This is a genomic window from Prosthecobacter sp. GW821-HT29F12 (assembly GCF_058803405.1).
Map to the genome: position 1 here is coordinate 7,032,864 of NZ_CM179517.1, position 19,162 is coordinate 7,052,025.

Consider the following 19,162-nt stretch of genomic DNA (forward strand, 5'->3'; position numbering starts at 1 on the left):
ATTACGCAGCACCTTTGGTGCTGGTGTGGAAGCGGGGCTGAGTGGTGAAAAAGACACCTCTTTCACTGGGAAACGCAGGCGAATGACACCACGAAACACACGAAAAGGACGCCTTATAGCGATTTCCAAAACTGATTTCCGGATAGCGGAGCAAAAAGTGCTGTACAAAACGTGCGGCAGTGCTTTGAGGATGGTTGTTGAGAGCGCAAGAACTCAGACCTGATGTGGACAACGCCACGCTGGAGCAACTCCAGGCGGCGATGGAGGCCGCGCCCAACAAGCGCAGCTATATCAGGCTGGCCGCCATGCGCTGCCTGCTGCGAGGCATGGACCGTGTGGATGTCTGCGAAACCTTCTGCCGCAGCGAGCGCATGGTTCGGCTCTGGATCATCAAATACAACCATGGAGGCATCGACGCGCTCATCAGCAAACCCACGGGAGGCAGAAGACGCAAGATCGCCCTGCAACGGCTCGAAGAGGTGCTGGTGCCCGTGCTCAAAGACCCCGCCCAGGCGGCCATGGAGCACTGGACCGGCGTGAAGGTCCACGGCTGGCTGCTCGGGCGGCTCCAGGCCGAGCTGAGCTACAGCACCGTGGTGCGCTATCTCCATGACCTGGACTTTCACCTGCGCGTGCCGCGTCCCTGGCCGCTGCCCCTGCTGGATGAACCCGAGCGTGAGGCGCAGCGCCAGAGCTTCCGCACGCAGATCGCCACACTGGCCGCAGACCCACAGGTCGAGCTTTGGTTCGGTGACGAGTGCGGCGTGGATGGCGATCCCCGGCCAAGACGCCGGTGGGTGCAGCCGGGCAGCAAGCCCAAGGTGCCGCATCTCGGCAAGCATATCCGCCGCAGCGTCGTAGGGGCCGTCTGTCCGCAGAGCGGCGAGTTCTTCAGCCTCATGTTTGATGGCGTCGATGGCGCTGTCTTCCAGTGCTGGCTTGACGAACTGGCGCGCAGCGTGCCAGCGAAACCGGATCTGCGCCGGGTGCTGGTGCTCGACAACTCCTCCTGGCACAAGGTCAAAACGCTCAACTGGCACCACTTCGAAGCGCTGTTCCTGCCGCCTTACAGCCCGGACTTCAACCCTATTGAGCGGCTGTGGCTGCGCCTGAAGGCCGACTTCTTTGCCGACTGGATCGCACGCAGCGGCGCGGAGCTCGAAGACCGTCTCTGCCACGCTCTCAACCACTTCATGTCATCGGCCTCTCAGACCGCCTCCATCTGCTCGATCCGGAAATGAGTTTTGCGATTTGCTATAAATGAGCGCCATTGGTGTCAGGCAAACCAATCGGAAATGAGTTTTGCGATTTGCTCTCATTGAATGCCAAACAAAAGGGGGATCATTGCTGATCCCCCTTTGATGAGTGTTGAATTGAAGGGATCAGCATGATCCCTGTGCTGGTCAGGCTGGCACGCCGGTCAAACCTGGGGCCATGCCGCCGTCATCCTCGTCTTCACGCTTTACTGGGCGTGCGTCCGGGGATTTGGGAAGGGGGGGCGGGGGTGGCGGCTTGCTCTTGTTTTCCGGGGGATTGAGGAGGCGGCCGTGAGCCATGATTTCCTTGATGTGAGTGCCGTCGAGGGTTTCGTACTCGAGCAAGGCGTGGGCGAGGACGTCGAGCTTGTCCTTGTGCTGGAGGAGGACTTCTTTGGCTTTGGCGTAGGCTTCGTCGATGAGGCGTTTCACTTCCTCGTCGATCTTCTGGGCGGTGTCCTCGCTGTAATTGCTGCTGCCGCGACCCATGAAGGCGTTGCTTTCGTTTTCGCCGTACTCGATCATGCCGAGCTTGGTGCTCATGCCCCAGGAGCAGATCATGCTGCGGGCAATGCGTGAGGCCATGCGGATATCTCCGCTGGCTCCGCTGGTGACATCGCCAAACTGGATTTCTTCGGCCACGCGACCACCCATGGTGACGATGAGATTGGAGATGAGCTCGCTCTTGCGGTGGGTGAACTTGTCCTCTTCCGGCAGCATCATGGTGACGCCGAGGGAGGGGCCGCGAGGGATGATGGTGACCTTGTGGAGGGGGTCGGTGTGCTCCAGCACTTCATTGAGGATGGCGTGGCCGGCCTCATGGTAGGCGGTGTTTTCCTTTTCCTTCTCGGTGAGGGCCATGCTGCGACGTTCACGGCCCCAGCGCACCTTGTCACGGGCTTCTTCGAGCTCGGGATTGGTGATGGACTTCATGTTTCGGCGTGCGGCGAGCAGGGCTGCTTCGTTGAGCAGGTTGGCCAGTTCGGCACCGGAGAATCCGGGGGTGCCACGGGCGATCTTGGAAAGGTCGGCGCTGTCGGCCAGCTTCACCTTCTTGGCGTGAACGCGGAGGATTTCCTCGCGGCCTTTCACATCGGGAAGATTGACGGTGACCTGACGGTCGAAACGGCCGGGGCGAAGCAGGGCGGGATCAAGCACATCGGCGCGGTTGGTGGCGGCGATGATGATAATGCCTTCCTGGGTGTCAAAGCCGTCCATTTCGACGAGCAATGCATTGAGAGTCTGCTCACGTTCGTCGTGACCACCGCCCATGCCGTGACCGCGATGACGGCCCACGGCGTCGATTTCGTCGATGAAGATGAGGCATGGGGCGTTCTTTTTGCCCTGTTCAAACATGTCACGCACACGGCTGGCACCGACACCGACGAACATTTCGACGAAGTCCGAGCCGCTGATGCTGAAGAAGGGAACGTCGGCCTCGCCCGCGATGGCTTTGGCCAGAAGGGTTTTGCCGGTGCCGGGAGGGCCGGTCATAAGCACGCCTTTGGGGATCTTGCCGCCGAGGCGCTGGAACTTCTTCGGGTCCTTGAGGAACTCGACGATTTCCTGCACTTCTTCCTTGGCTTCCTCAACACCGGCCACGTCCTTGAAAGTGACCTTGTTGCGGTCCTGGGCGAGCATCTTGGCCTTGCTCTTGCCGAAGCTCATGGCGCCACGGCCTGCGCTGCGAAGCTGCTGGCGCACGAGGAAGTAGAAGAAGGCGAGGATGACCAGCAGAGGCAGAAGGAAGCCGATGAGGGAGGACCACATCTCATTGTCATAGACAGGAATGAGCACGAGCTTATGAGCGTCGAGCAGCTTGTGGAGTTCCTCCTTTTGGAACTCGATGTTCACGGCCACACTGAAAGGCTTCGAGTCCGCTTTGGGGGCTTCGATGGCGGGTTTCTCAGTGATTTCCTTGGCTGGCTCGGCAGGCACAGGTTTGATCACGCCGGGGGCTGCAGGCTCGGGGCTGCCTGCTGCGGCGACCACGGGAGGCGTGACGCTGGCAGGCAGTGGGAAATAGCTGCCCTCAATGGTTTGCTTTGAGGTAGCGTCGGAATTGATGAGGGACAGCGGCTTGTTCGGATCGATGCGGTCAGCTTCGACGTGCTTTTTGAATTCTGCGTAGTCGAACACCTTGCGGCTGCCGGTCAGTCCCTTGTTCATCATGAAGCCCGAGATCAACAGGGTGATCGCGAGTGCGAAGAGCATGAAACCACGCCAGTTGAACTGCGGATCTTGGTTGCGACGGTTGGGGCCGTCGGGGCGATTGTTGAAGGGGTCGTCGGACATGTGCGGGGGTTGTTACAACTAAGTAACGCGAGTCCGAGCATACACGCCGGTAATTTTTTTGCAAAATGCGATTCGCCGGGGATAAGGACACCCTTTTGAGGGGGGTAAAGCCGGGGGCTAACGCCCAATAGGGATGCGTTTGAACTCGCGTGTGAGGCTGGTCAGCGAATCTTCGACGCCCATGCGCTCCAGGCTGCTGGCACCTACGAAACCGTCTGCCGAGGTCTTGCTGAGGATGAATTCCACGTCCTTAGGCGTGTTGATCGGGCCGCCGTGTGTGAGGGTGAACACGTTTGGATTCACGCTCTTGGCGGCATCAATGATATCCTGGGTGACTTTCACGGTGTGATCCCAGCTGACGACGGCATTGGTGACGCCGATGCTGCCACCGACGGTGGTGCCGACGTGCGCGATGATGGCGTCTGCGCCGTTTTTGGCCATTTTGATGGCTTCCTCAGGAGTCGCGACATAGACGATGCTGAACATGTCCATGCGAGTGGCGAGGCCGACCATTTCGAATTCTTTTTCCACGCTCATGCCCGTTTCTTCGAGGACGCCACGGAAATGGCCGTCGACGATGGTGTGGGTGGGGAAGTTGTTCACGCCGGAGAAGCCCATTTCCTTGACGCGGCCCAGCCAGTGCCACATGCGGCGGCGGGGGTCGGTGGCGTGCACGCCGCAGACGACGGGGATCTCTTTGACGACGGGCAGGACTTCGTACTCGCCGATCTCCATGGCGATGGCATTGGCATCGCCATAGGCCATGAGGCCGCAGGTGCTGCCGTGGCCCATCATGCGGAAGCGGCCGCTGTTGTAGATGATGATCAGATCGGCCCCGCCTTTTTCGATGAACTTGGCGCTGATGCCCGTGCCTGCGCCGGCGGCGATGATCGGCTCACCCTTGGCGCGGGTGGCTTTGAGACGGTCCACGACTTCTTGCTTCGTGTAGGGATTTCCGATTCCGGTCCAGGGATTGGGCATGGCTTGATGTGGTTGACGGTGGTTTACGATAGTTGACGGTGGATGACAGTGGTTTGCAACCATCGTCAACTACGGTCAACAATTGTAAACAACCGTAAACTCCGCCCTATGCACGCCCGCGCCGCCATCCAAGAGCTATCCGAAACGCACACCCACGGGCCTGACACGGAGTACCGCATGGTGCGTGGGTCGGAGAGGGATGCGCGGGCCTGGCTGCGCAGTGCGCCGCTGTGCACGACGCTGGCGACGCACCGGATCGCGCATGCGGGGGTGATGACGGCGCGTGCGCCCTACCGCATCGTGCGGATGCACCAGGGCGGCCTGTATTTCCTGGCGTGTCTGGAAGGTGAGGGACGCGTGCTGGTGGATGGTGTGTGGAAGAAATGCACGGCAGGCATGGCCGTGGCGCTGCCGCCTTTCATGGTGAACGCCTTTCATGCGGTGCCGGGCAAGATCTGGCGCTGCTGCTGGGTGCGCTATGAGCAGCAGCCGGAGCAGACGCCGATTCTGAGCAGCAGCTCGCCGCTGATGGCACCGTTTGCGGGTGCAGCGCTGTGGAATGCCATTGAGGGACTCGTTGAGGAAGCTGGAAACGCCGCGCAGCCCGCCGCCATGTTTCACTGGGTGGAGCTGGTGCAGCATTACATCGAGCGTTTTGCGCAGCCCTGGCAGGTGGACGACCGGCTGCACCGTATTTGGGAAAAGGTTTCTGCCAACGTGGGCTATGACTGGACGCTGGATGAGCTGGCGCATCAAGCGCATGTGAGCGCCGAGCACCTGCGCCGGCTGTGCCGGAAGGCGCTTGGACGCACGCCGATGCATCACGTGACGTGGCTGAGGATGCGCAAGGCGGCTGAGCTGCTAAGCACGACGAATTTGAAGATCGAGACGATCTCGCACGAAGTGGGGTATCAGAACCCGTTTGTGTTCAGCAACACGTTCAAGAAGTGGATCGGGTGGCGGCCGAGTGAGCACCGGAGCCGGATGGATGGGTGAGGGGAAACGTTTATATCGTCAAAAGAGCCAATTTATCAGCCAGTCGAGAGCACGATGAACAAAGTATTTTAGCAAGATGGGAATGGAGGCTTTTTTCAGTTCTGAAATGTAACGGCTCGCTAGCGACTTTTTACCAAGGTGCTGCTTAGTGCTACTCTTGCGCTTCGTGATTGGTGGAATTGGTAATGCTGGCGGTGTCTTGCTGCGGCGTGAATGCCGTTTGGCACGACGGCGTGGGGATTTTGGTGCGGTGGAGGAAGAGTGATGTTTTGTAGTCACCTTACGCCGCAAGTGTCAAAAGCTCGCAATCCTGGTGCAGGTGCACTGCGGTGATCTACAGCCCCGGGCACCGCGGAATTCCGTGGTCACTTCTCGCACTGCGCACGTGTTCAGCAGACAGCCGTCGCCTAGATCTCCGGATTTCCGGAGTTACTTGGCTACGATGGGTCAAACATGGTCGTGTTTGGGAGGTGCTTGCACGCTCTTCATCGCGGCGGGATGGCGGGCATACGCTGCTGGAGGGGGCGGTGTGCGGCGAGGGCTCTGGGTTTGCTTCCCGGTCAGGCGGATCATTCACCCAGGGTCGCCTCGCTGAGGCTCGGCTGACCCTGGGCTTAAATCCGGAAGGCCGTTGGCCTTCAAGGCAAGGATGTAAGTTATTGCACTGGTCCCAAGAATTGGGGGAATTCGCCTTGCGGAGACCCGTGCTCGAAAAATTAGAATCAGTTCTAAGCCGAGAATTCAAACTGAGATCAAAAGAACCTGACCATCGCCGATTCGAACTACGATGATAGGTTCACTCTTTCGACCGACACGTGTCGGTCGATGTGACTGATTTCGAAAATATAGGGACGTGGAACGGTGGTGTATGCACGAGCCTGCGCTGAGATCGACGGCCAGGAGTGGCCATCGTTACTACTGAATCTTCAGTCATCCCCGTCTTCGCGGGAGATGCCGGCGTAGAGTTCGGGGAAGCGGCGTTCGAGGGACTTGGGGGTGATGTAGCCGATGAGCTGGGCTTCGTTCCAGTCGGCGAGGCCCCAGAACTCGTGGGGGAAGGCCATGATGACGGCGGTGCAGGTGGGGACCTTGGGAATGTTGGCGCGGGCGAGGATGTGCTCGGCGAAGTCGTGGAGGCCGGGATTGTGGCCGAAGATCATGACGTGATTCCAGCTCTCTTCAAAGCCGCGCATGACGTCGAGAATTTTGTCGGAATCAGCGAGGTAGAGGCGGGATTCGAGCAGGAGGCTTTCCACGGGCATGGCAAAGGTCTCGCGCATGATCTGCGCGGTGCTCAGGGCGCGCAGGGCGGTGCTGGTGACGAGGCGGTCCGGCAGGGGGAGAAGGGGAGGGGAATCGGCACCGCCGAAGTAGGTGCGATGCAAAAATGTGGCGACTGCCGGAGCGGCCCGCTGCCCACGCTCATTGAGCGGGCGATCATGATCTGCGAGTCCAGGCTGTCCCCAGCTGGATTTGGCATGACGCACGATGGTGAGGTATTTCATGGATTAAGAGCGAGGGGCGGGGCGAAGAAAAATGACGAATGACGAATGCAGAATGACGAATGAATGACGCAGCCTGAATAAACAAACCGTGCCGCCGCAGGGTGATTGCGGCATTTAGGGCATTTGTCATTCGGATTTTTTTCGTCATTCTGCATTCGTCATTTGCCGCAGCGCAAACACAGAAGTGGGCCAGAGCTGCTTACGCGGCCACTTTTTCGAGTTTAACCGGGTAGGTTTGGAAGGCATTCCACTGGCAGACGATGAGATCACCGTTGTCGAGAACGCAGACATCGTGCCCATGATCGAAAATCCGTTCGGCCTGCATGAGGGGCTTGAGTTTGCCCTCTTCATACACGGGTTCGGTGCCACCGGGAGCGCTGATCACTTTGCCAGCGGCATCGAGGATAACAGTGAAGCCGCTGGGGTTTTGAGGGAGCTTGTTGATCTCGGGGGTCTTGGACCAGCAGACGCCGGCGTAGAGCTCCTGCCCGGCAATCACGGGGCGGCAGACCATGGCGCCCGGGACGGCGAGGGTTTCGAGGTATTTGCCGTCGAGGGTGAAACGGCGGAAGCAGTTGTCGACGCGTGAGGTGACGATGACGGTGGCTTTGTCGGCACCCTGACGGGTATCGATGGCGATGCCGTGGGCGTTGTTGAGGCGTTGTTCCTCTGGCACGCCGTCTTTGCCGCCGAAGCGCTGGATGAACTTGCCGCGTGCATCGTAACGCAGCACAAACTGCGAGCCGTAGCCGTCCACGACGTAGATGTCTCCATTGGGGGCGATGGCGGTTTCGGTGGGGTTGAAGATCATGTCGGGCTCATACGCGCCGACGCTCATGGGATGGCTGATGGAGAAGATTTCTTTGCCGCCGAGATCGGTCTTGGTGATGCGGCCGGTCTGGCGGTAACCGCCGCTGCCGGACTTCCAGAGGCCGCTGTCGGTGACGAAGAGGAACTCTTCGCCGTTTTCATTCGAGAGGGTCAGGCCATGGCCGCCGGGCCAGACGCTGCCCCAGGAGTCGAGGATGGTGCCGTCGGGTTTGAAGACGAGCATCTGATTGTCCCAGTGGTCGCCGATCATGAAGAGGCGGCCGTCTTTGACCTGCACCATTTCGTGGCAGTTGAGGATGGGGTGATGGCGGCCCTGGCCTGCAGGCACCCATTCTTTGTTCACCTTGTAGCGATGAGCGCCGTGGCCGATGACGACGTCTTTCTTCGGATCGGGTGCAGCGCGCAGGGTTTCAGTGAAACTGGCGGCGGCGGCGGTGGCGAGACCGGAGAGGAAGTGGCGGCGTGTTTTCATGCGGAGCGGAAAAGTTCACTCAAGCACGCATGGGCCCCGGCTCAATGACGTTTCATCATGGTGGACACGCGGTGGACCATCTGCGTGAGCTCACCGGCTTCGTAGGGTTTGGGCAGGACACCGACAAAGCCGCGTTCGAGGAAGATCATCTGCACTTCCTCGGTGACGCTGCCGCTGGTGCAGACGATGCGTGCTTCAGGATCGAGATGCAGGATTTCGGCGGCGGTTTCGGTGCCGTTCATGCCGCCACGCAGGGTGAGGTCCATGAGCACCACATCAGGCGGGGTGCCGGTGCGGAAGAGGCTGGAATAAATGCGCACGGCGTCCTGGCCATTGTCACACTGCACGACTTCATAGCCGCAGCGGGTGAGGATCATGTGGGCGACTTTGCGGAGGTCGTCCTCGTCATCGACGATAAGCACCTTGCCTTTGCCATGCTTCAGCGGAACGGGGGCCGAGTCCGCTGGCGTGAGAGGCCGGGTGCCACCGGAGCCTGCGGCGGCAGGCAGGAAGACGCTGAACTCGGTGCCGATGTTCGGGGTGGAGGTCACGCGAATGTCTCCGCCCATTTCATCCACGAAACGTTTGCAGGTGGTGAGGCCGATGCCGTTGCCGTCGGGCTTGGTGGTGAAGGATTCGCGGAAGAGGCGGTCGAGATTTTCCTTGGCGATGCCGCAGCCGCGATCACGCACGATGATGTGGACGTGCTTGCCGGGCTTGAGTTTGCCGTCTCCGGCCGGGCCCACCAGATAGTTGGCCGCCTGCACATCCATATAGCCGCCGTGCGGCATGGCCTGGATGCCGTTCATGACGAGATTTTGCAGCACCTGGCTGAGCTTGACGGGATCGGCAACGGCCTGGCGCAGGTTCTCGTCGTTGCGTACGCAGACGTGCACGTTGGATCCGGCGCCGGCGAATTCCACGGTGTCGCGTATCAGAGAGATGATGTCGGTGGGTTCCAGCTTGCGGGGGGAGGACTTGGAGGCGGTGACGACCTGGGAGGTGAACTGCTTGGCGCGCTTCAATCCGGCGAACACGAGCTGGAGCTCCTGAGCCAGGGGCGGATGCTCCTGCACCTGCTGGATCAGCGCGGAGAGGCGCACGGTGACGGGGCCGAGCAGATTGTTCACGTCATGGGCGATGCCCTGGGCGAGCGCGGCGAGGTTTTCTTTACGGAGCTGCGCGGACTGGGCGTCCAGATCGTCGGCGGCGGGCTTTGGCTCGGTCTTGGTGCTGGCTAAGGAGGCAGCGGCCTGAGCAGGGCTGATGAGAATGGTGAAGTTCAGCAGCTTGCGCATGCTGTTGAAAACGGCGCGCACGCGCCACTTGCTGGGCACCGGGGTTTGGGTGCGCAGGCTCTGCAGCTGGCATTCACATTCATGGCAGCCACCATTGTCCACGGCGAGGCGGAGGCTTTGCTGGAGCGTGGCAGCGTCCTTGACGTCAGCCACGAGATCATTGAGGCCCAGACCGCGGAGTCCGGTTTCAGGATCGGCGCCTGCCAGCATGGCGGCGGCGGCATTGCTGAAAAGGACCTTCTGGCCGCTTTTGGCATCACTGGCTTCGCTTTCCACGATCACCACACCATCGGCGACCTGATCGAGTGCGACGCGGAGGTAATAATTGGCCACCTTGAGGTGCTCCAGCCCCTGCTCCAGTTCAGCGATTGCTGCTGGAGTTGCGGAGGAAGTGGAGAGGGAAGAAGTCATGAATTATCCGCGTGATTCTGACTCATTTAGCAATCTTAGATAATTAAGACAACTTTAATTTTTGATATTCTGGATATTTCTGACTCCCATATTTGAGAGCAAACGTATGCGGGAAATTTGATGAGAGTGCATGAGAAGGTGAAAAACACCTTGCCGAACCGGGCTTCTCCTTTACCATCGCCGCCCCTATGTCCAAAAATGCCGGTATCGCCAAGACGAGGAAAGCTTACGCCAAGCGGTTCAAAATAACTGCCACGGGTAAGGTGCTGCGCCGTAAACAAGGCAAGCGCCATATTCTGCAGAACAAGAGCCGTAAGCGTAAACGTAACCTCGGTAAAGTCGCCCTCGTGGCGGAAGTGGATGTCAAAGCAATCAAGGCGAACATGCCGTTCTCCCATCGCTAAGACGACCACGGTCTCTCAATAGAGACCACGATGAACTTGCCTGGCTTCCTTTGGGAGGCCTTCGACCAGGTGAGGCAAGCCATCGCTACCCAAACAACAGCCTGATCATAGAGAAAGATACATGTCAAGAGCCACCAACTCCCCCGCCAGCCGGAAGCGCCGTAAGCGCGTGCTGGCAAAAGCCAAAGGTTACCGCGGCTTCCGTTCCACGCATTTCCGCTATGCGAAGGACGCCGTCCGTAAAGCCGAAACCTACGCAACTCGTGACCGCAAGGCCAAGAAGCGCAGCTTCCGCAACCTGTGGGTACAGCGCATCAACGCCGCCACCCGTCCTCTCGGCTTGAGCTATTCCCGTTTCATGGAAGGCCTCAAGTTCGCCGGCATCGACCTTGACCGCAAAGTCCTCGCGGACCTCGCCGTCAAAGACATCGCCGCCATCGAAGCTCTCGTTCAGCAGGCCAAGGCCGCGCTGGAAAAGAAGGCCGCCGAAGCGCCGAAGGAAACCGCTGCAGCGTAAGCTCCAACGGAACCTCCAAGATTCTCAACAGCCGGGGCGCAAGCTCCGGCTGTTTTGTTGTGCCCGGGCCATGCCGGGCAAGTGGGATGTGAAATCCTTGAGTGGGTTGATTTTTTGAACTTTTGGGCGCACTGTGGGTCATTAATCAATGCACGGCTTTTCCCCAGCACCAGTGCTTGAAGAAGACGTGGCTTTCTGCGCGTCGTTCCTCCATCCCGCTGCGTATCCTGAGATGCGCGTTTACGCTCTCATCGAGCCAGCCTGCTGATTCATCATGTCCGCACCTTACTCCCGCCGTAGCATCTTGCGCCAGCTCACTGTTCTGGCCGCAGTCGGTTCCACATCGCCCGCATTCGCGCGTGAGCGGAAGCAGAAGCTGATTGTCGAGCGTGTTGAAATTCAGGTTCCCGGGCTGCCGTCGGCGATGGATGGCTTTCGCATCGCGCAATTGAGCGATCTGCATCTGGAACCCTTCACGACGGCGGAGGACATTTTGCTAAGCGTGCAGGCCTGCAATGCCCTGAAGCCGGACATGGTGGCCCTGACGGGCGATTTTGTGACTTATACGGCGCGGCCAGCACCGCAAGTGGCGGAACTGCTCTCCCAACTTGTGGCACCCTACGGCGTGTATGCCAGCCTGGGTAATCATGATTTCGCCAGTGGTGCTTCTGAGGTGATCCGGGCGCTGACGGAGAGAAATATTCCCGTGCTGCGCAATGAGATCCGGCGCATCCGCACGGACAACGGCACGCTGGTTCTCGGTGGTTTTGACTCGATGTATGTGAACCGGCCGGATGTGCGCAAGACGCTGCAGGACTGGAAGCAGAGCCAGCCGCTGGTGCTGATGATGCATGAGCCGGACGCCGCTGACACGATCGCCGCCGCTGGTGTGAAGGCACTGCAAATTTCCGGGCACACGCACGGCGGGCAGCTCGTCTTCCGTGGCAAAGCGCCCATGTCCCTGCGGCGCGCCAAGTTTGGCAAAAAGTACCTCGCCGGACATTACAAGGTGGAGGGACTGCAGATGTATGTGAACCGCGGCATCGGCTGCGTGGGAGTGCCTCTGCGCATCGGCGCCCCGCCGGAGGTGACGGAGCTGACGTTGCGCAGTCCGGAGCTGTTGCGGGCGTGAGCGCGTGATTTGCAAGAGCAGGCCGGGTGGTTCCAACAGTTGCATGCGGGCCATGTCGCAGCTAAGTGGCCGGTTCCATGCTTTCCGAACTCGACTCTCTCAAAACCGCAGCCCTTGCCGCCCTTGACGCTGCGCAGGATGAAACCGCCCTCGAAGCTGTGCGGGTGAACTTTCTGGGCAAGAAAGGCAGTGTCACCGCTCTCAGCCAGGGCATGAAGGATGTGCCGGTGGAGCAGAAGAAGGAAGTGGGCGCCAAGCTCAACGAAGTGCGCACCGCCATCACGGAAGGCATCGACACGAAGAAACTCGCGCTGCAGGCCGCGCAGGATGCGAAGGCGGTGGAAGGCATCGACATCACGCTGCCGGGGCGTCCGGGAGCAGGCGTTGGCGCGCTGCATCCGCTGACGCAGATTCGTGACCTCGCCATCCGCACGCTGCGCCGCATGGGCTTCGCCTTGGCTGAAGGACCGGAGATTGAAACCGAGTGGCATTGCTTTGATGCGTTGAACACGCCTGCCGACCATCCGGCACGCAACGAGAAGGACACGTTCTATCTTCCGGATGGCCGACTGCTGCGCACGCATACGTCGAGTGTACAGGTTCGCACGATGGAGGCGGCCAAAGCGCTGCCGATTCGCATCATTGCGCCGGGGGCTGCTTATCGTCGTGATGAAATCGACGCCACGCACCTGAGTGTTTTCAACCAGCTGGAAGGACTTTATGTGAATCAGGACGTCAGCCTCGGCGACCTCAAAGGCACGCTGGAATACTTCTTCCGCGAGATCTTCGGTGTCGGCACGGCAGTGCGTTTTCGCCCGCACTTCTTCCCCTTCACGGAGCCGAGCTTTGAGATTGATGTGAAGCTTGAAGCGAAGGGCAAGGATGCGCGCTGGATTGAAATCGCGGGCTGCGGAATGGTTGATCCGGCTGTTTTCGCTGAGATCAACAAGGCGCGTGGCGACAACCTTTTCGATCCGGAGACCACCACGGGCTTTGCCTTTGGTCTTGGGCTCGACCGTCTGGCCATGATCATGCATGGCATCACTGACATCCGGCATCTCATTGAAAATGATGTGCGGTTTCTGCAGCAGTTTGCAGCGTGATTTTCTGCGGCCCTTTTTGATCCTTCCTTTTCCCTTTCTTTGTCATGCAAGTCTCCCTCTCCTGGCTCAGCACCCATCTCGACCTGAGTTCCTACACTGTCCCGCAGCTTTCTGATCTCCTCACCTTTGCGGGTGTGGAAGTTGAAGGCATCGAAGAACGCGGGGTCGCGACCGACAAGGTCGTCGTGGCGCAGATTCAGTCTTTTGAGCAGCATCCGAATGCTGACAAACTCAGCGTTTGTCAGGTGGATGACGGCAGCGGTGCGCTGCGTCAAATCGTCTGTGGTGCGAAGAATTTCAAAGCAGGGGACAAAGTGCCTCTGGCGCTGCCGGGGGCTGTGCTGCCCGGCGGATTCGCCATCAAGGAGGGCAAGCTGCGCGGGGTCGATTCCCTCGGCATGCTTTGCAGTGGCAAGGAACTTGGCATTGGCGAGGACACCGGCGGGCTGCTCATCATGGCGGCTGATTCACCGGTCGGCACGCCCTTCAACAAGCTCAATCCTGCCGACGTGCTGTTCGATCTGGAGATCACGCCGAACCGTCCTGATCTGCTCAGCCATCTGGGGCTTGCCCGCGAACTGGCGGCACTCACCGGCCTGCCGCTGAAAGGCGAACGCCATCATGCCAGCACGAGCACGAAAACGAAGGCTGCAGGCGAAGAGCAAATCGAGATCAAGGCTGCTGAGGCCTGTCCGCTTTACACGGCGCGGCTCATCAAGGGCGTCAAAGTCGGACCAAGTCCGGAGTGGCTGCGTCGGCGTCTGGAAAGCATCGGTCTGCGCCCGATCAACAGCATCGTGGACATCACGAACTATGTGATGATGGAGATGGGGCAGTCGCTGCATTGCTTCGATCTGGACAAGCTTAAGGGGGGCATCGTTGTCCGCATGGCGGCTGAGGGTGAGAAGTTCCTCGCGCTTGATGGGCAGACGTATGCGCTGCAAACCGACGACCTCGTGATTGCTGACAGCCAGCGTCCAGTGGCCATCGCAGGTGTCATGGGTGGTGAGGAAACGGGTGTCACGGAAGGCACAGTGAACGTTTTGCTGGAGAGCGCCTACTTCGCCCCGAGCGGCATCCGCCGCACTTCGCGCCGTCTGGGCCTGAGCAGCGACAGCAGCTACCGCTTTGAGCGCGGCATTGATCCGCAGCAGGTGCAGGGTGGTTCGGAACTCGCCACGAAGCTGATCCTCACCATTGCGGGTGGAACCGCAGAGGATGTGGTGCAAGTCGCGGGCGAAGCGCCCAAGCTCGTCGGTGAAGTGACGCTGGATGAAAACCGTGCGCGCAAGCTGCTCGGCACGCCGGACATGACTGGTGATGAAATTCACGCCATCCTCGAAAAGCTCGGCCTCACCAAGAAGTCCGCCAGCAAGCATGAGAGCCACTGGGGCATTCCCAGCTATCGCCTCGATCTGCAGCGCCCGGTTGATCTTGTTGAGGAGGTTGCTCGTGTCATTGGCTTGGATCGCGTGCCGTCGCGGCAGGTTGCGGTTGCATCGCCGGTCGAAGCTGCTGACCGCACGTATGATTTCGCGATGGGCCTGCGGCAGTCGCTTGCCGCGCGCGGCTTCTTCGAAGCGCAAACGCTGCGGCTTATTGCGGATGCGCAGCTCGCTGACAGTCTCGGTGGTGGTCAGGGCGTGGCGGTGAAAAACCCGCTGAGTGAAGATCATACCACGCTGCGCCCGAGCATTGTTCCGGGGCTTGTCGCCACTGCGGCGCTCAACATCCGGCAGGGCTTGCATCGCCTTCGTTTCTTTGAACTGGGCCGAGTTTTCCTCACGCTGCCGAAGGGTGGCAGCCGTGAAGAGGAGCGCCTGGCCGTGCTGCTCAGTGGCCCCGTTTCGCCAACGAGCTGGCATGGCCGTGAACCGCAGGCTGCTGACATTCATGAACTGGTGGGGCAGATCCAAAACCTCACGCGCACGCCGCTCGAAGTGCGTCCCGTGAAGGAGAACGGCGCCAACTACCTGCTGACCAGCGAACTGCGTGCCGGGAACCGCATCCTGGGCTGGATCGCGCAATTGCATCCGGCACGTGCGCGTGAAATCAATGCGCGTTATCCCGTGTATGTCGCCGAACTGCTCATCAGCGCTCTGCGTCAGGGCAGCACCGGCCCGACGAAGTTTGAGGAGCTGCCGCGCTTCCCTGGCATGACGCGTGACGTGGCCATGGAGGTCCCAGCGGATCTTCCGCACGCCAAGGTGGCCGCGTTCTTTGCCTCCCAGAAACACCCGTTGTTTGTGGGGGCTGAGGTCTTCGACGTCTTTGCTGATCCATCGGGAACCAAGATGGCGAAGGACCGCAAATCCATCGCCTGGACGCTGACTTACCGGTCTGCAGAGAAGACCCTCGAAACCGCAGAGGTGGATGCCGCGCATACGGCGATCCTCACGGCGCTGGAGAAGACCTTGCCTGCGACGGTGCGGAGGTAGGGGTTGCTTGATTGTGATGACCTGCCATCGCGATAATCGCAATGGCAGGTCGGAGCTGATGACTCGTGATCTGAATCAAACTGGTAAATCGCCTTCCTCCAGAGGTCTGCGTGAGTGGTGCCGTACTGATAGAATGACGACACGTTTGCCGGAGATGGTGAAGAGGATGCGGAACTGGCTGCGATGTTTGCGAAAGAGCAGTTGGCGAATCTCAACCGGAAACCTGCGACTTTCTGGAGCCAGTCGATGGCGATCAGGATCGGATGCGAGGGATTCCACCTTGGCGATCAGATCGTCCCTCCAGCGGGCAGCAGACATCGGCATGCGTGCTTTGATCCACAGATAAACATCCTCCAATTCGCTTTGCGCATGCGGCGTGTATTCGATCTCGAAGCTCATAGCTCGCGCAAGCGCTGATGCACGTCTTTGGCGGGGATGGTTTTGCCAGCGGCCATCTGATTGAGGCTGGTTTGAATGGATTTGATGCTGGCAAGTTCCTCCATCGCGTCCTGTATTTTCTCATAAGCCTTCCGCCCGACCAATACGGCCTCAGCACGACCGTTGACAGTCAGCACCTCTGGGCGACCGGTTTTATTCACCCGATTCAGGTGGCTCTTGGCGTTGCGCTGAAAATCGGTGAGCGGATGGATGTCTTCGAGCTGGAACATGGACCGGAATAAACATGGAATTCCATGCGAATCCAGCGCCTATTCGAAGGCTGGTCAGGCAGCCTCACCAATCACCTGTGCCACGCGGTCCATCTCGGCTTCGGTGTTGTAGAAGTGGGGGCTGAAGCGGAGGAGGGGCTGGCCGGCGCGGTTGTGGCGCAGGGAGGTGGTGATGTTGTTGGCGGTGAGATGTGCGGAGATGTCCGCCAACGAGCGCTGGGGGTGCTGCACGGTGGTGATGCAGGAGGCGTTGATGCTGCGCGGATCGGGGCCGAGGAAGGTGAAGCCCAGCGGCTGGAGTCCGGCGTGGAGGCGGGCTTTGAGCTTTAAGAGCTGGGCGCTGATGGCGGGGAGACCGATCTCCTGAATCAGGTCGATGCCGGCTTTCATGCCGAGGATGCCGGAGATGTTGAGGGCGCCGGGTTCGTAGCGACGGCCGCCGCGTTCGAAGGCGATCTCTTCCTGCGCGATGAAGTTGGGGCTGCGGACGTTCCAGGAGCCGAGGAGGCTGGGACGCAGCCTGTCCTGCAGTTCTTCGCGGACGTAGAAGATGCCAGCGCTCATAGGGCCGAGCATCCATTTGTGGGAATCGGCGGAGAGGAAATCGACGTGGTCGACTCGGGTCTCGAAGGCACCGACGGTTTGGATGGCATCGAGGCAGAAGAGGATGCCGCGCTCGCGCAGCATGCGGCCGATGCGGTCGATTTCGATGCGGTAGCCGCTGAGGAAATGGCAGGAGGCGAGAGCGACGAGCTTGGTTTTGGGCGTGAGAGATGCCTCGACGAGTTCGGGGGTGATGGCACCGGGGGAGGCGGGCTGGAGGCGCTTTAAAACGACGCCATGGCGTTCGAGATCGGTCCAGGGGTAAACGTTGGCGGGATAGTCATCGAGGTAGCAGACGACTTCGTCACCCGCCTGCCATGGGAGACCGTTGGCGACCAAGCTGAGGCCCACCGAGGTGGGGCCGATGAGGGCGATTTCGCTGGCTTTGGCGCCGATCAATTCGGCAGCAACGACGCGTGTTTCGTTCACCGCTTTCCAGGCCTCAGGATACTCCTGCATGCGCAGGCAGCATTGCTCGAGGTACTCCTGCATCGTGCGTGTGACGCGGCGCGGCAGGATGGTGACGCCGGCATGGGCGAGGAACAGGCTGTCCTTGATCACGGGAAACTCCTGCTGGCGCAGGGCTTCATCGGACAGGAGGGCATCGAGAGTGAGCATGGCTAATACAACGAATGCCGCATGACCCTGGGTGACGAATTCGCCAAGGCAGGCTGGCTAGGCGACCTTCAAGGTCTTGGCGCCTTCATCGATGAGGTGCCAAAAGCTTTTGGACTGGCTCAGGGCCTCGTCTTCGCCGCCACCGGGCAGATTGCTGCGGAAGAGGAAGTCGGTGAGGGTGTTTTTGTGCAGCACGCGGTGCACGCTCACATTGCCATCGACCACGGCGAAATAGATGCGGTGGTCGCCGGCACGGCAGCGGTAGAGTTTTTTGCCGCCGCGCTCGAGCACGCCGTAGCGTTTGCTGAGGATCGATTCGTCAATATCGGCGGGCTGAATGTTCAGCGCTTCCAGCAGATGAAACTGCACCTGGGTGGGCAGGTGGGAAAGCTCGGCGGCGCTGATGTCATTGAAAACGATCTGGATCATTGTTGTGCGGCAGGGATTGGGGCGGGCGGGGCGTTGGAGGTCTTGTAGCGTTTGATGACGTGCTTTTTGCGCACGGTTTCCATCCACTTGTCGATGTTGGCCTTGGATTTCTCCTGGTTGATCATTTTTTCGATTTCCGGGCGCAGCTTTTCGATGTCCGGGGCGGCACCGAGCTTTTTGGCATCGCAGGAGACAATGATGAAATTGGATTCCAGATCAAGAACCGGGCTGACGCCGCCGGTTTTAAGTTCCATGGCGGCATTGGCGATGGCGGGCATCAGGTCGGTTTTGGACATCCAGTCCCAGGCGCCGCCATTTTCGGCATGGCTGTCTTGTGAATTGGTTTTCGCCATTTTGGCAAAATCAGCGCCCTGAACGATTCTCGTGCGCAGCTCCTGGGCGAATTTTTGCTGCTGTTCAGGGGTTTTGTCCCCGGTGAACTTGGGGATGGTGATGGTGGAGATTTTGATCTGATCTCCTTCGCGCCATTTATCCACGTTTTTGTCGTAGTACTCCTGAACTTCGCGGGGGGTGGCGGGGGGATGGTCGCCGGCATTGCGCGCACGCATGACGTTCATAATGACCATTTTCTCGCGCAGCTCGCGGAACTTTTTCACGGTCATGCCGCCCTTGGTGAGTTCATCCACGAAGGCGTCGCGGTTGCCCTTGAAGCTCTCGCGGATGATGCCGTTGATGTCGTCATCGACGTACTGGGCCTTGATGACGCCGCCGATCTTGCGGAACTCGGCGAGCAGGATTTCGCGGTCGATGAGTGTTTCGATGGCTCCCTGGCGCAGGAGAGCGATTTCCTTGGCGATGCGTGCCGGGTCATTGCGGAACTGAAACTGGATCACCTGCTCCTGAGCCTTGATGGTTTCCTCCACCTCGGAAGAGGCGATGGGGATGCCATCGACGACAGCCGCAATGCTGTTGGTGTACTGCTGGGCGAGGACGCTGGAGCAGGCGGAGAGGAGGGCAAACAGGCTTATGCGCAGGGGAATCATGACAAATGAGGAGCTTATCGTAAGGCTTGGGGCCGCTGTGGCAAGGTGAAGTTCGCCTGTCAGGAGCGTGTAGATGCAGCTTCACCTTGCACGCGGGCGGCTCCGGTTTCTAATCTGCGCCTCCCAATCGCCGACCCCAACCAGCCATGAGCAAGAAAGCCGCCGCCAAATCCTCCCCCAAGAAAGCTGCCAAAACCGCCC

Annotated in this window: 17 protein-coding genes; 7 read left to right on the forward strand and 10 right to left on the reverse strand. The window is 59.8% G+C overall.

The genetic code is table 11. The features are described from left to right. Window positions 1-224: 224 nt before the first annotated feature. Window positions 225-1,241 carry an IS630 family transposase gene (locus AC3RLQ_RS28960; RefSeq protein WP_493032190.1) on the forward strand — a complete coding sequence of 339 codons (1,017 nt, stop codon included), beginning with the start codon at window positions 225-227 and terminating at the stop codon, window positions 1,239-1,241. A 162-nt stretch (window positions 1,242-1,403) separates the two neighbouring features. Here the strand turns inward: AC3RLQ_RS28960 and ftsH are convergent, their stop codons facing one another. Continuing rightward, the gene (gene ftsH, locus AC3RLQ_RS28965) at window positions 1,404-3,551 is read right to left on the reverse strand and encodes an ATP-dependent zinc metalloprotease FtsH (protein ID WP_493032192.1); all 2,148 of its coding nucleotides are present in this window, start codon (window positions 3,549-3,551) and stop codon (window positions 1,404-1,406) included. 117 nt (window positions 3,552-3,668) lie between these two features. Next, window positions 3,669-4,532, reverse strand: a complete 864-nt coding sequence (locus AC3RLQ_RS28970) for a phosphoenolpyruvate hydrolase family protein (RefSeq protein ID WP_397384479.1) — start codon at window positions 4,530-4,532, stop codon at window positions 3,669-3,671. A gap of 108 nt (window positions 4,533-4,640) precedes the next feature. Here AC3RLQ_RS28970 and AC3RLQ_RS28975 point away from each other — a divergent pair, with 108 nt between their 5' ends. Then, window positions 4,641-5,528 (forward strand): helix-turn-helix transcriptional regulator, encoded by an 888-nt coding sequence (locus AC3RLQ_RS28975; protein WP_493032194.1) that lies wholly within the window; start codon window positions 4,641-4,643, stop codon window positions 5,526-5,528. Window positions 5,529-6,454: 926 nt separating this feature from the next. On the opposite strand, the gene AC3RLQ_RS28980 is transcribed toward AC3RLQ_RS28975, so the two are convergent. From AC3RLQ_RS28980 to AC3RLQ_RS28990, 3 genes are all read right to left on the reverse strand, one after another. Beyond that, window positions 6,455-7,033: a SixA phosphatase family protein gene (locus AC3RLQ_RS28980; RefSeq protein WP_493032196.1), complete on the reverse strand. Its 579-nt coding sequence runs from the start codon at window positions 7,031-7,033 to the stop codon at window positions 6,455-6,457. 199 nt (window positions 7,034-7,232) lie between these two features. Continuing rightward, window positions 7,233-8,336: an NHL repeat-containing protein gene (locus tag AC3RLQ_RS28985; protein WP_493032198.1), complete on the reverse strand. Its 1,104-nt coding sequence runs from the start codon at window positions 8,334-8,336 to the stop codon at window positions 7,233-7,235. Window positions 8,337-8,377: 41 nt separating this feature from the next. Continuing rightward, window positions 8,378-10,045 (reverse strand): hybrid sensor histidine kinase/response regulator, encoded by a 1,668-nt coding sequence (locus tag AC3RLQ_RS28990; RefSeq protein ID WP_493032200.1) that lies wholly within the window; start codon window positions 10,043-10,045, stop codon window positions 8,378-8,380. A gap of 188 nt (window positions 10,046-10,233) precedes the next feature. Between AC3RLQ_RS28990 and rpmI the strand changes: the two genes are divergently transcribed. The 5 genes from rpmI to pheT all read left to right on the forward strand — a co-directional run bounded on the left by rpmI (window position 10,234) and on the right by pheT (window position 15,639). Then, window positions 10,234-10,449, forward strand: a complete 216-nt coding sequence (rpmI, locus tag AC3RLQ_RS28995; protein WP_377164684.1) for a 50S ribosomal protein L35 — start codon at window positions 10,234-10,236, stop codon at window positions 10,447-10,449. Between the two features lie 121 nt (window positions 10,450-10,570). Next, entirely contained in the window at window positions 10,571-10,966 is a 396-nt protein-coding gene (gene rplT, locus AC3RLQ_RS29000; protein WP_397380479.1) for a 50S ribosomal protein L20, read from the forward strand. Window positions 10,967-11,240: 274 nt separating this feature from the next. Next, the gene (locus tag AC3RLQ_RS29005) at window positions 11,241-12,098 is read left to right on the forward strand and encodes a metallophosphoesterase (protein ID WP_493032203.1); all 858 of its coding nucleotides are present in this window, start codon (window positions 11,241-11,243) and stop codon (window positions 12,096-12,098) included. A gap of 77 nt (window positions 12,099-12,175) precedes the next feature. Continuing rightward, window positions 12,176-13,201, forward strand: a complete 1,026-nt coding sequence (gene pheS, locus AC3RLQ_RS29010) for a phenylalanine--tRNA ligase subunit alpha (RefSeq protein WP_493032205.1) — start codon at window positions 12,176-12,178, stop codon at window positions 13,199-13,201. Between the two features lie 44 nt (window positions 13,202-13,245). After that, window positions 13,246-15,639, forward strand: a complete 2,394-nt coding sequence (gene pheT, locus AC3RLQ_RS29015; RefSeq protein WP_493032207.1) for a phenylalanine--tRNA ligase subunit beta — start codon at window positions 13,246-13,248, stop codon at window positions 15,637-15,639. A 75-nt stretch (window positions 15,640-15,714) separates the two neighbouring features. On the opposite strand, the gene AC3RLQ_RS29020 is transcribed toward pheT, so the two are convergent. From AC3RLQ_RS29020 to AC3RLQ_RS29040, 5 genes are read right to left on the reverse strand one after another with little or no spacing between them, the layout of a single operon-like run. Further along, the gene (locus AC3RLQ_RS29020) at window positions 15,715-16,038 is read right to left on the reverse strand and encodes a type II toxin-antitoxin system RelE/ParE family toxin (RefSeq protein ID WP_493032209.1); all 324 of its coding nucleotides are present in this window, start codon (window positions 16,036-16,038) and stop codon (window positions 15,715-15,717) included. After that, a complete protein-coding gene (locus AC3RLQ_RS29025) occupies window positions 16,035-16,307 on the reverse strand; it encodes a type II toxin-antitoxin system Phd/YefM family antitoxin (protein WP_493032211.1) in 273 nt (90 codons plus the stop codon). The genes AC3RLQ_RS29020 and AC3RLQ_RS29025 overlap by 4 nt, the downstream gene beginning before the upstream one ends. 54 nt (window positions 16,308-16,361) lie before the next feature. Continuing rightward, entirely contained in the window at window positions 16,362-17,528 is a 1,167-nt protein-coding gene (locus tag AC3RLQ_RS29030; RefSeq protein WP_493032213.1) for an aminotransferase class V-fold PLP-dependent enzyme, read from the reverse strand. Between the two features lie 57 nt (window positions 17,529-17,585). Then, the gene (locus tag AC3RLQ_RS29035) at window positions 17,586-17,957 is read right to left on the reverse strand and encodes a type II toxin-antitoxin system RelE family toxin (protein ID WP_422320756.1); all 372 of its coding nucleotides are present in this window, start codon (window positions 17,955-17,957) and stop codon (window positions 17,586-17,588) included. Next, complete coding sequence (locus AC3RLQ_RS29040; RefSeq protein WP_493032215.1) at window positions 17,954-18,961, reverse strand: peptidylprolyl isomerase; 1,008 nt, start codon at window positions 18,959-18,961, stop codon at window positions 17,954-17,956. Before AC3RLQ_RS29040 ends, AC3RLQ_RS29035 begins: the two co-directional genes overlap by 4 nt. Window positions 18,962-19,162: the final 201 nt, after the last annotated feature.

What these genes read in the sequence shown, in the direction of transcription:
- AC3RLQ_RS28990 (WP_493032200.1), bottom strand. Translation starts at nt 10,045, where the DNA reads ATGACTTCTTCCCTCTCCACTTCCTCCGCAACTCCAGCAGCAATCGCT.
- AC3RLQ_RS28980 (WP_493032196.1), bottom strand. Translation starts at nt 7,033, where the DNA reads ATGAAATACCTCACCATCGTGCGTCATGCCAAATCCAGCTGGGGACAG.
- rplT (WP_397380479.1), top strand. Translation starts at nt 10,571, where the DNA reads ATGTCAAGAGCCACCAACTCCCCCGCCAGCCGGAAGCGCCGTAAGCGC.
- AC3RLQ_RS29020 (WP_493032209.1), bottom strand. Translation starts at nt 16,038, where the DNA reads ATGAGCTTCGAGATCGAATACACGCCGCATGCGCAAAGCGAATTGGAG.
- ftsH (WP_493032192.1), bottom strand. Translation starts at nt 3,551, where the DNA reads ATGTCCGACGACCCCTTCAACAATCGCCCCGACGGCCCCAACCGTCGC.
- pheS (WP_493032205.1), top strand. Translation starts at nt 12,176, where the DNA reads ATGCTTTCCGAACTCGACTCTCTCAAAACCGCAGCCCTTGCCGCCCTT.
- AC3RLQ_RS29030 (WP_493032213.1), bottom strand. Translation starts at nt 17,528, where the DNA reads ATGCTCACTCTCGATGCCCTCCTGTCCGATGAAGCCCTGCGCCAGCAG.
- rpmI (WP_377164684.1), top strand. Translation starts at nt 10,234, where the DNA reads ATGTCCAAAAATGCCGGTATCGCCAAGACGAGGAAAGCTTACGCCAAG.
- AC3RLQ_RS29035 (WP_422320756.1), bottom strand. Translation starts at nt 17,957, where the DNA reads ATGATCCAGATCGTTTTCAATGACATCAGCGCCGCCGAGCTTTCCCAC.
- AC3RLQ_RS29025 (WP_493032211.1), bottom strand. Translation starts at nt 16,307, where the DNA reads ATGTTCCAGCTCGAAGACATCCATCCGCTCACCGATTTTCAGCGCAAC.
- AC3RLQ_RS28975 (WP_493032194.1), top strand. Translation starts at nt 4,641, where the DNA reads ATGCACGCCCGCGCCGCCATCCAAGAGCTATCCGAAACGCACACCCAC.
- AC3RLQ_RS28970 (WP_397384479.1), bottom strand. Translation starts at nt 4,532, where the DNA reads ATGCCCAATCCCTGGACCGGAATCGGAAATCCCTACACGAAGCAAGAA.
- pheT (WP_493032207.1), top strand. Translation starts at nt 13,246, where the DNA reads ATGCAAGTCTCCCTCTCCTGGCTCAGCACCCATCTCGACCTGAGTTCC.
- AC3RLQ_RS29040 (WP_493032215.1), bottom strand. Translation starts at nt 18,961, where the DNA reads ATGATTCCCCTGCGCATAAGCCTGTTTGCCCTCCTCTCCGCCTGCTCC.
- AC3RLQ_RS29005 (WP_493032203.1), top strand. Translation starts at nt 11,241, where the DNA reads ATGTCCGCACCTTACTCCCGCCGTAGCATCTTGCGCCAGCTCACTGTT.
- AC3RLQ_RS28985 (WP_493032198.1), bottom strand. Translation starts at nt 8,336, where the DNA reads ATGAAAACACGCCGCCACTTCCTCTCCGGTCTCGCCACCGCCGCCGCC.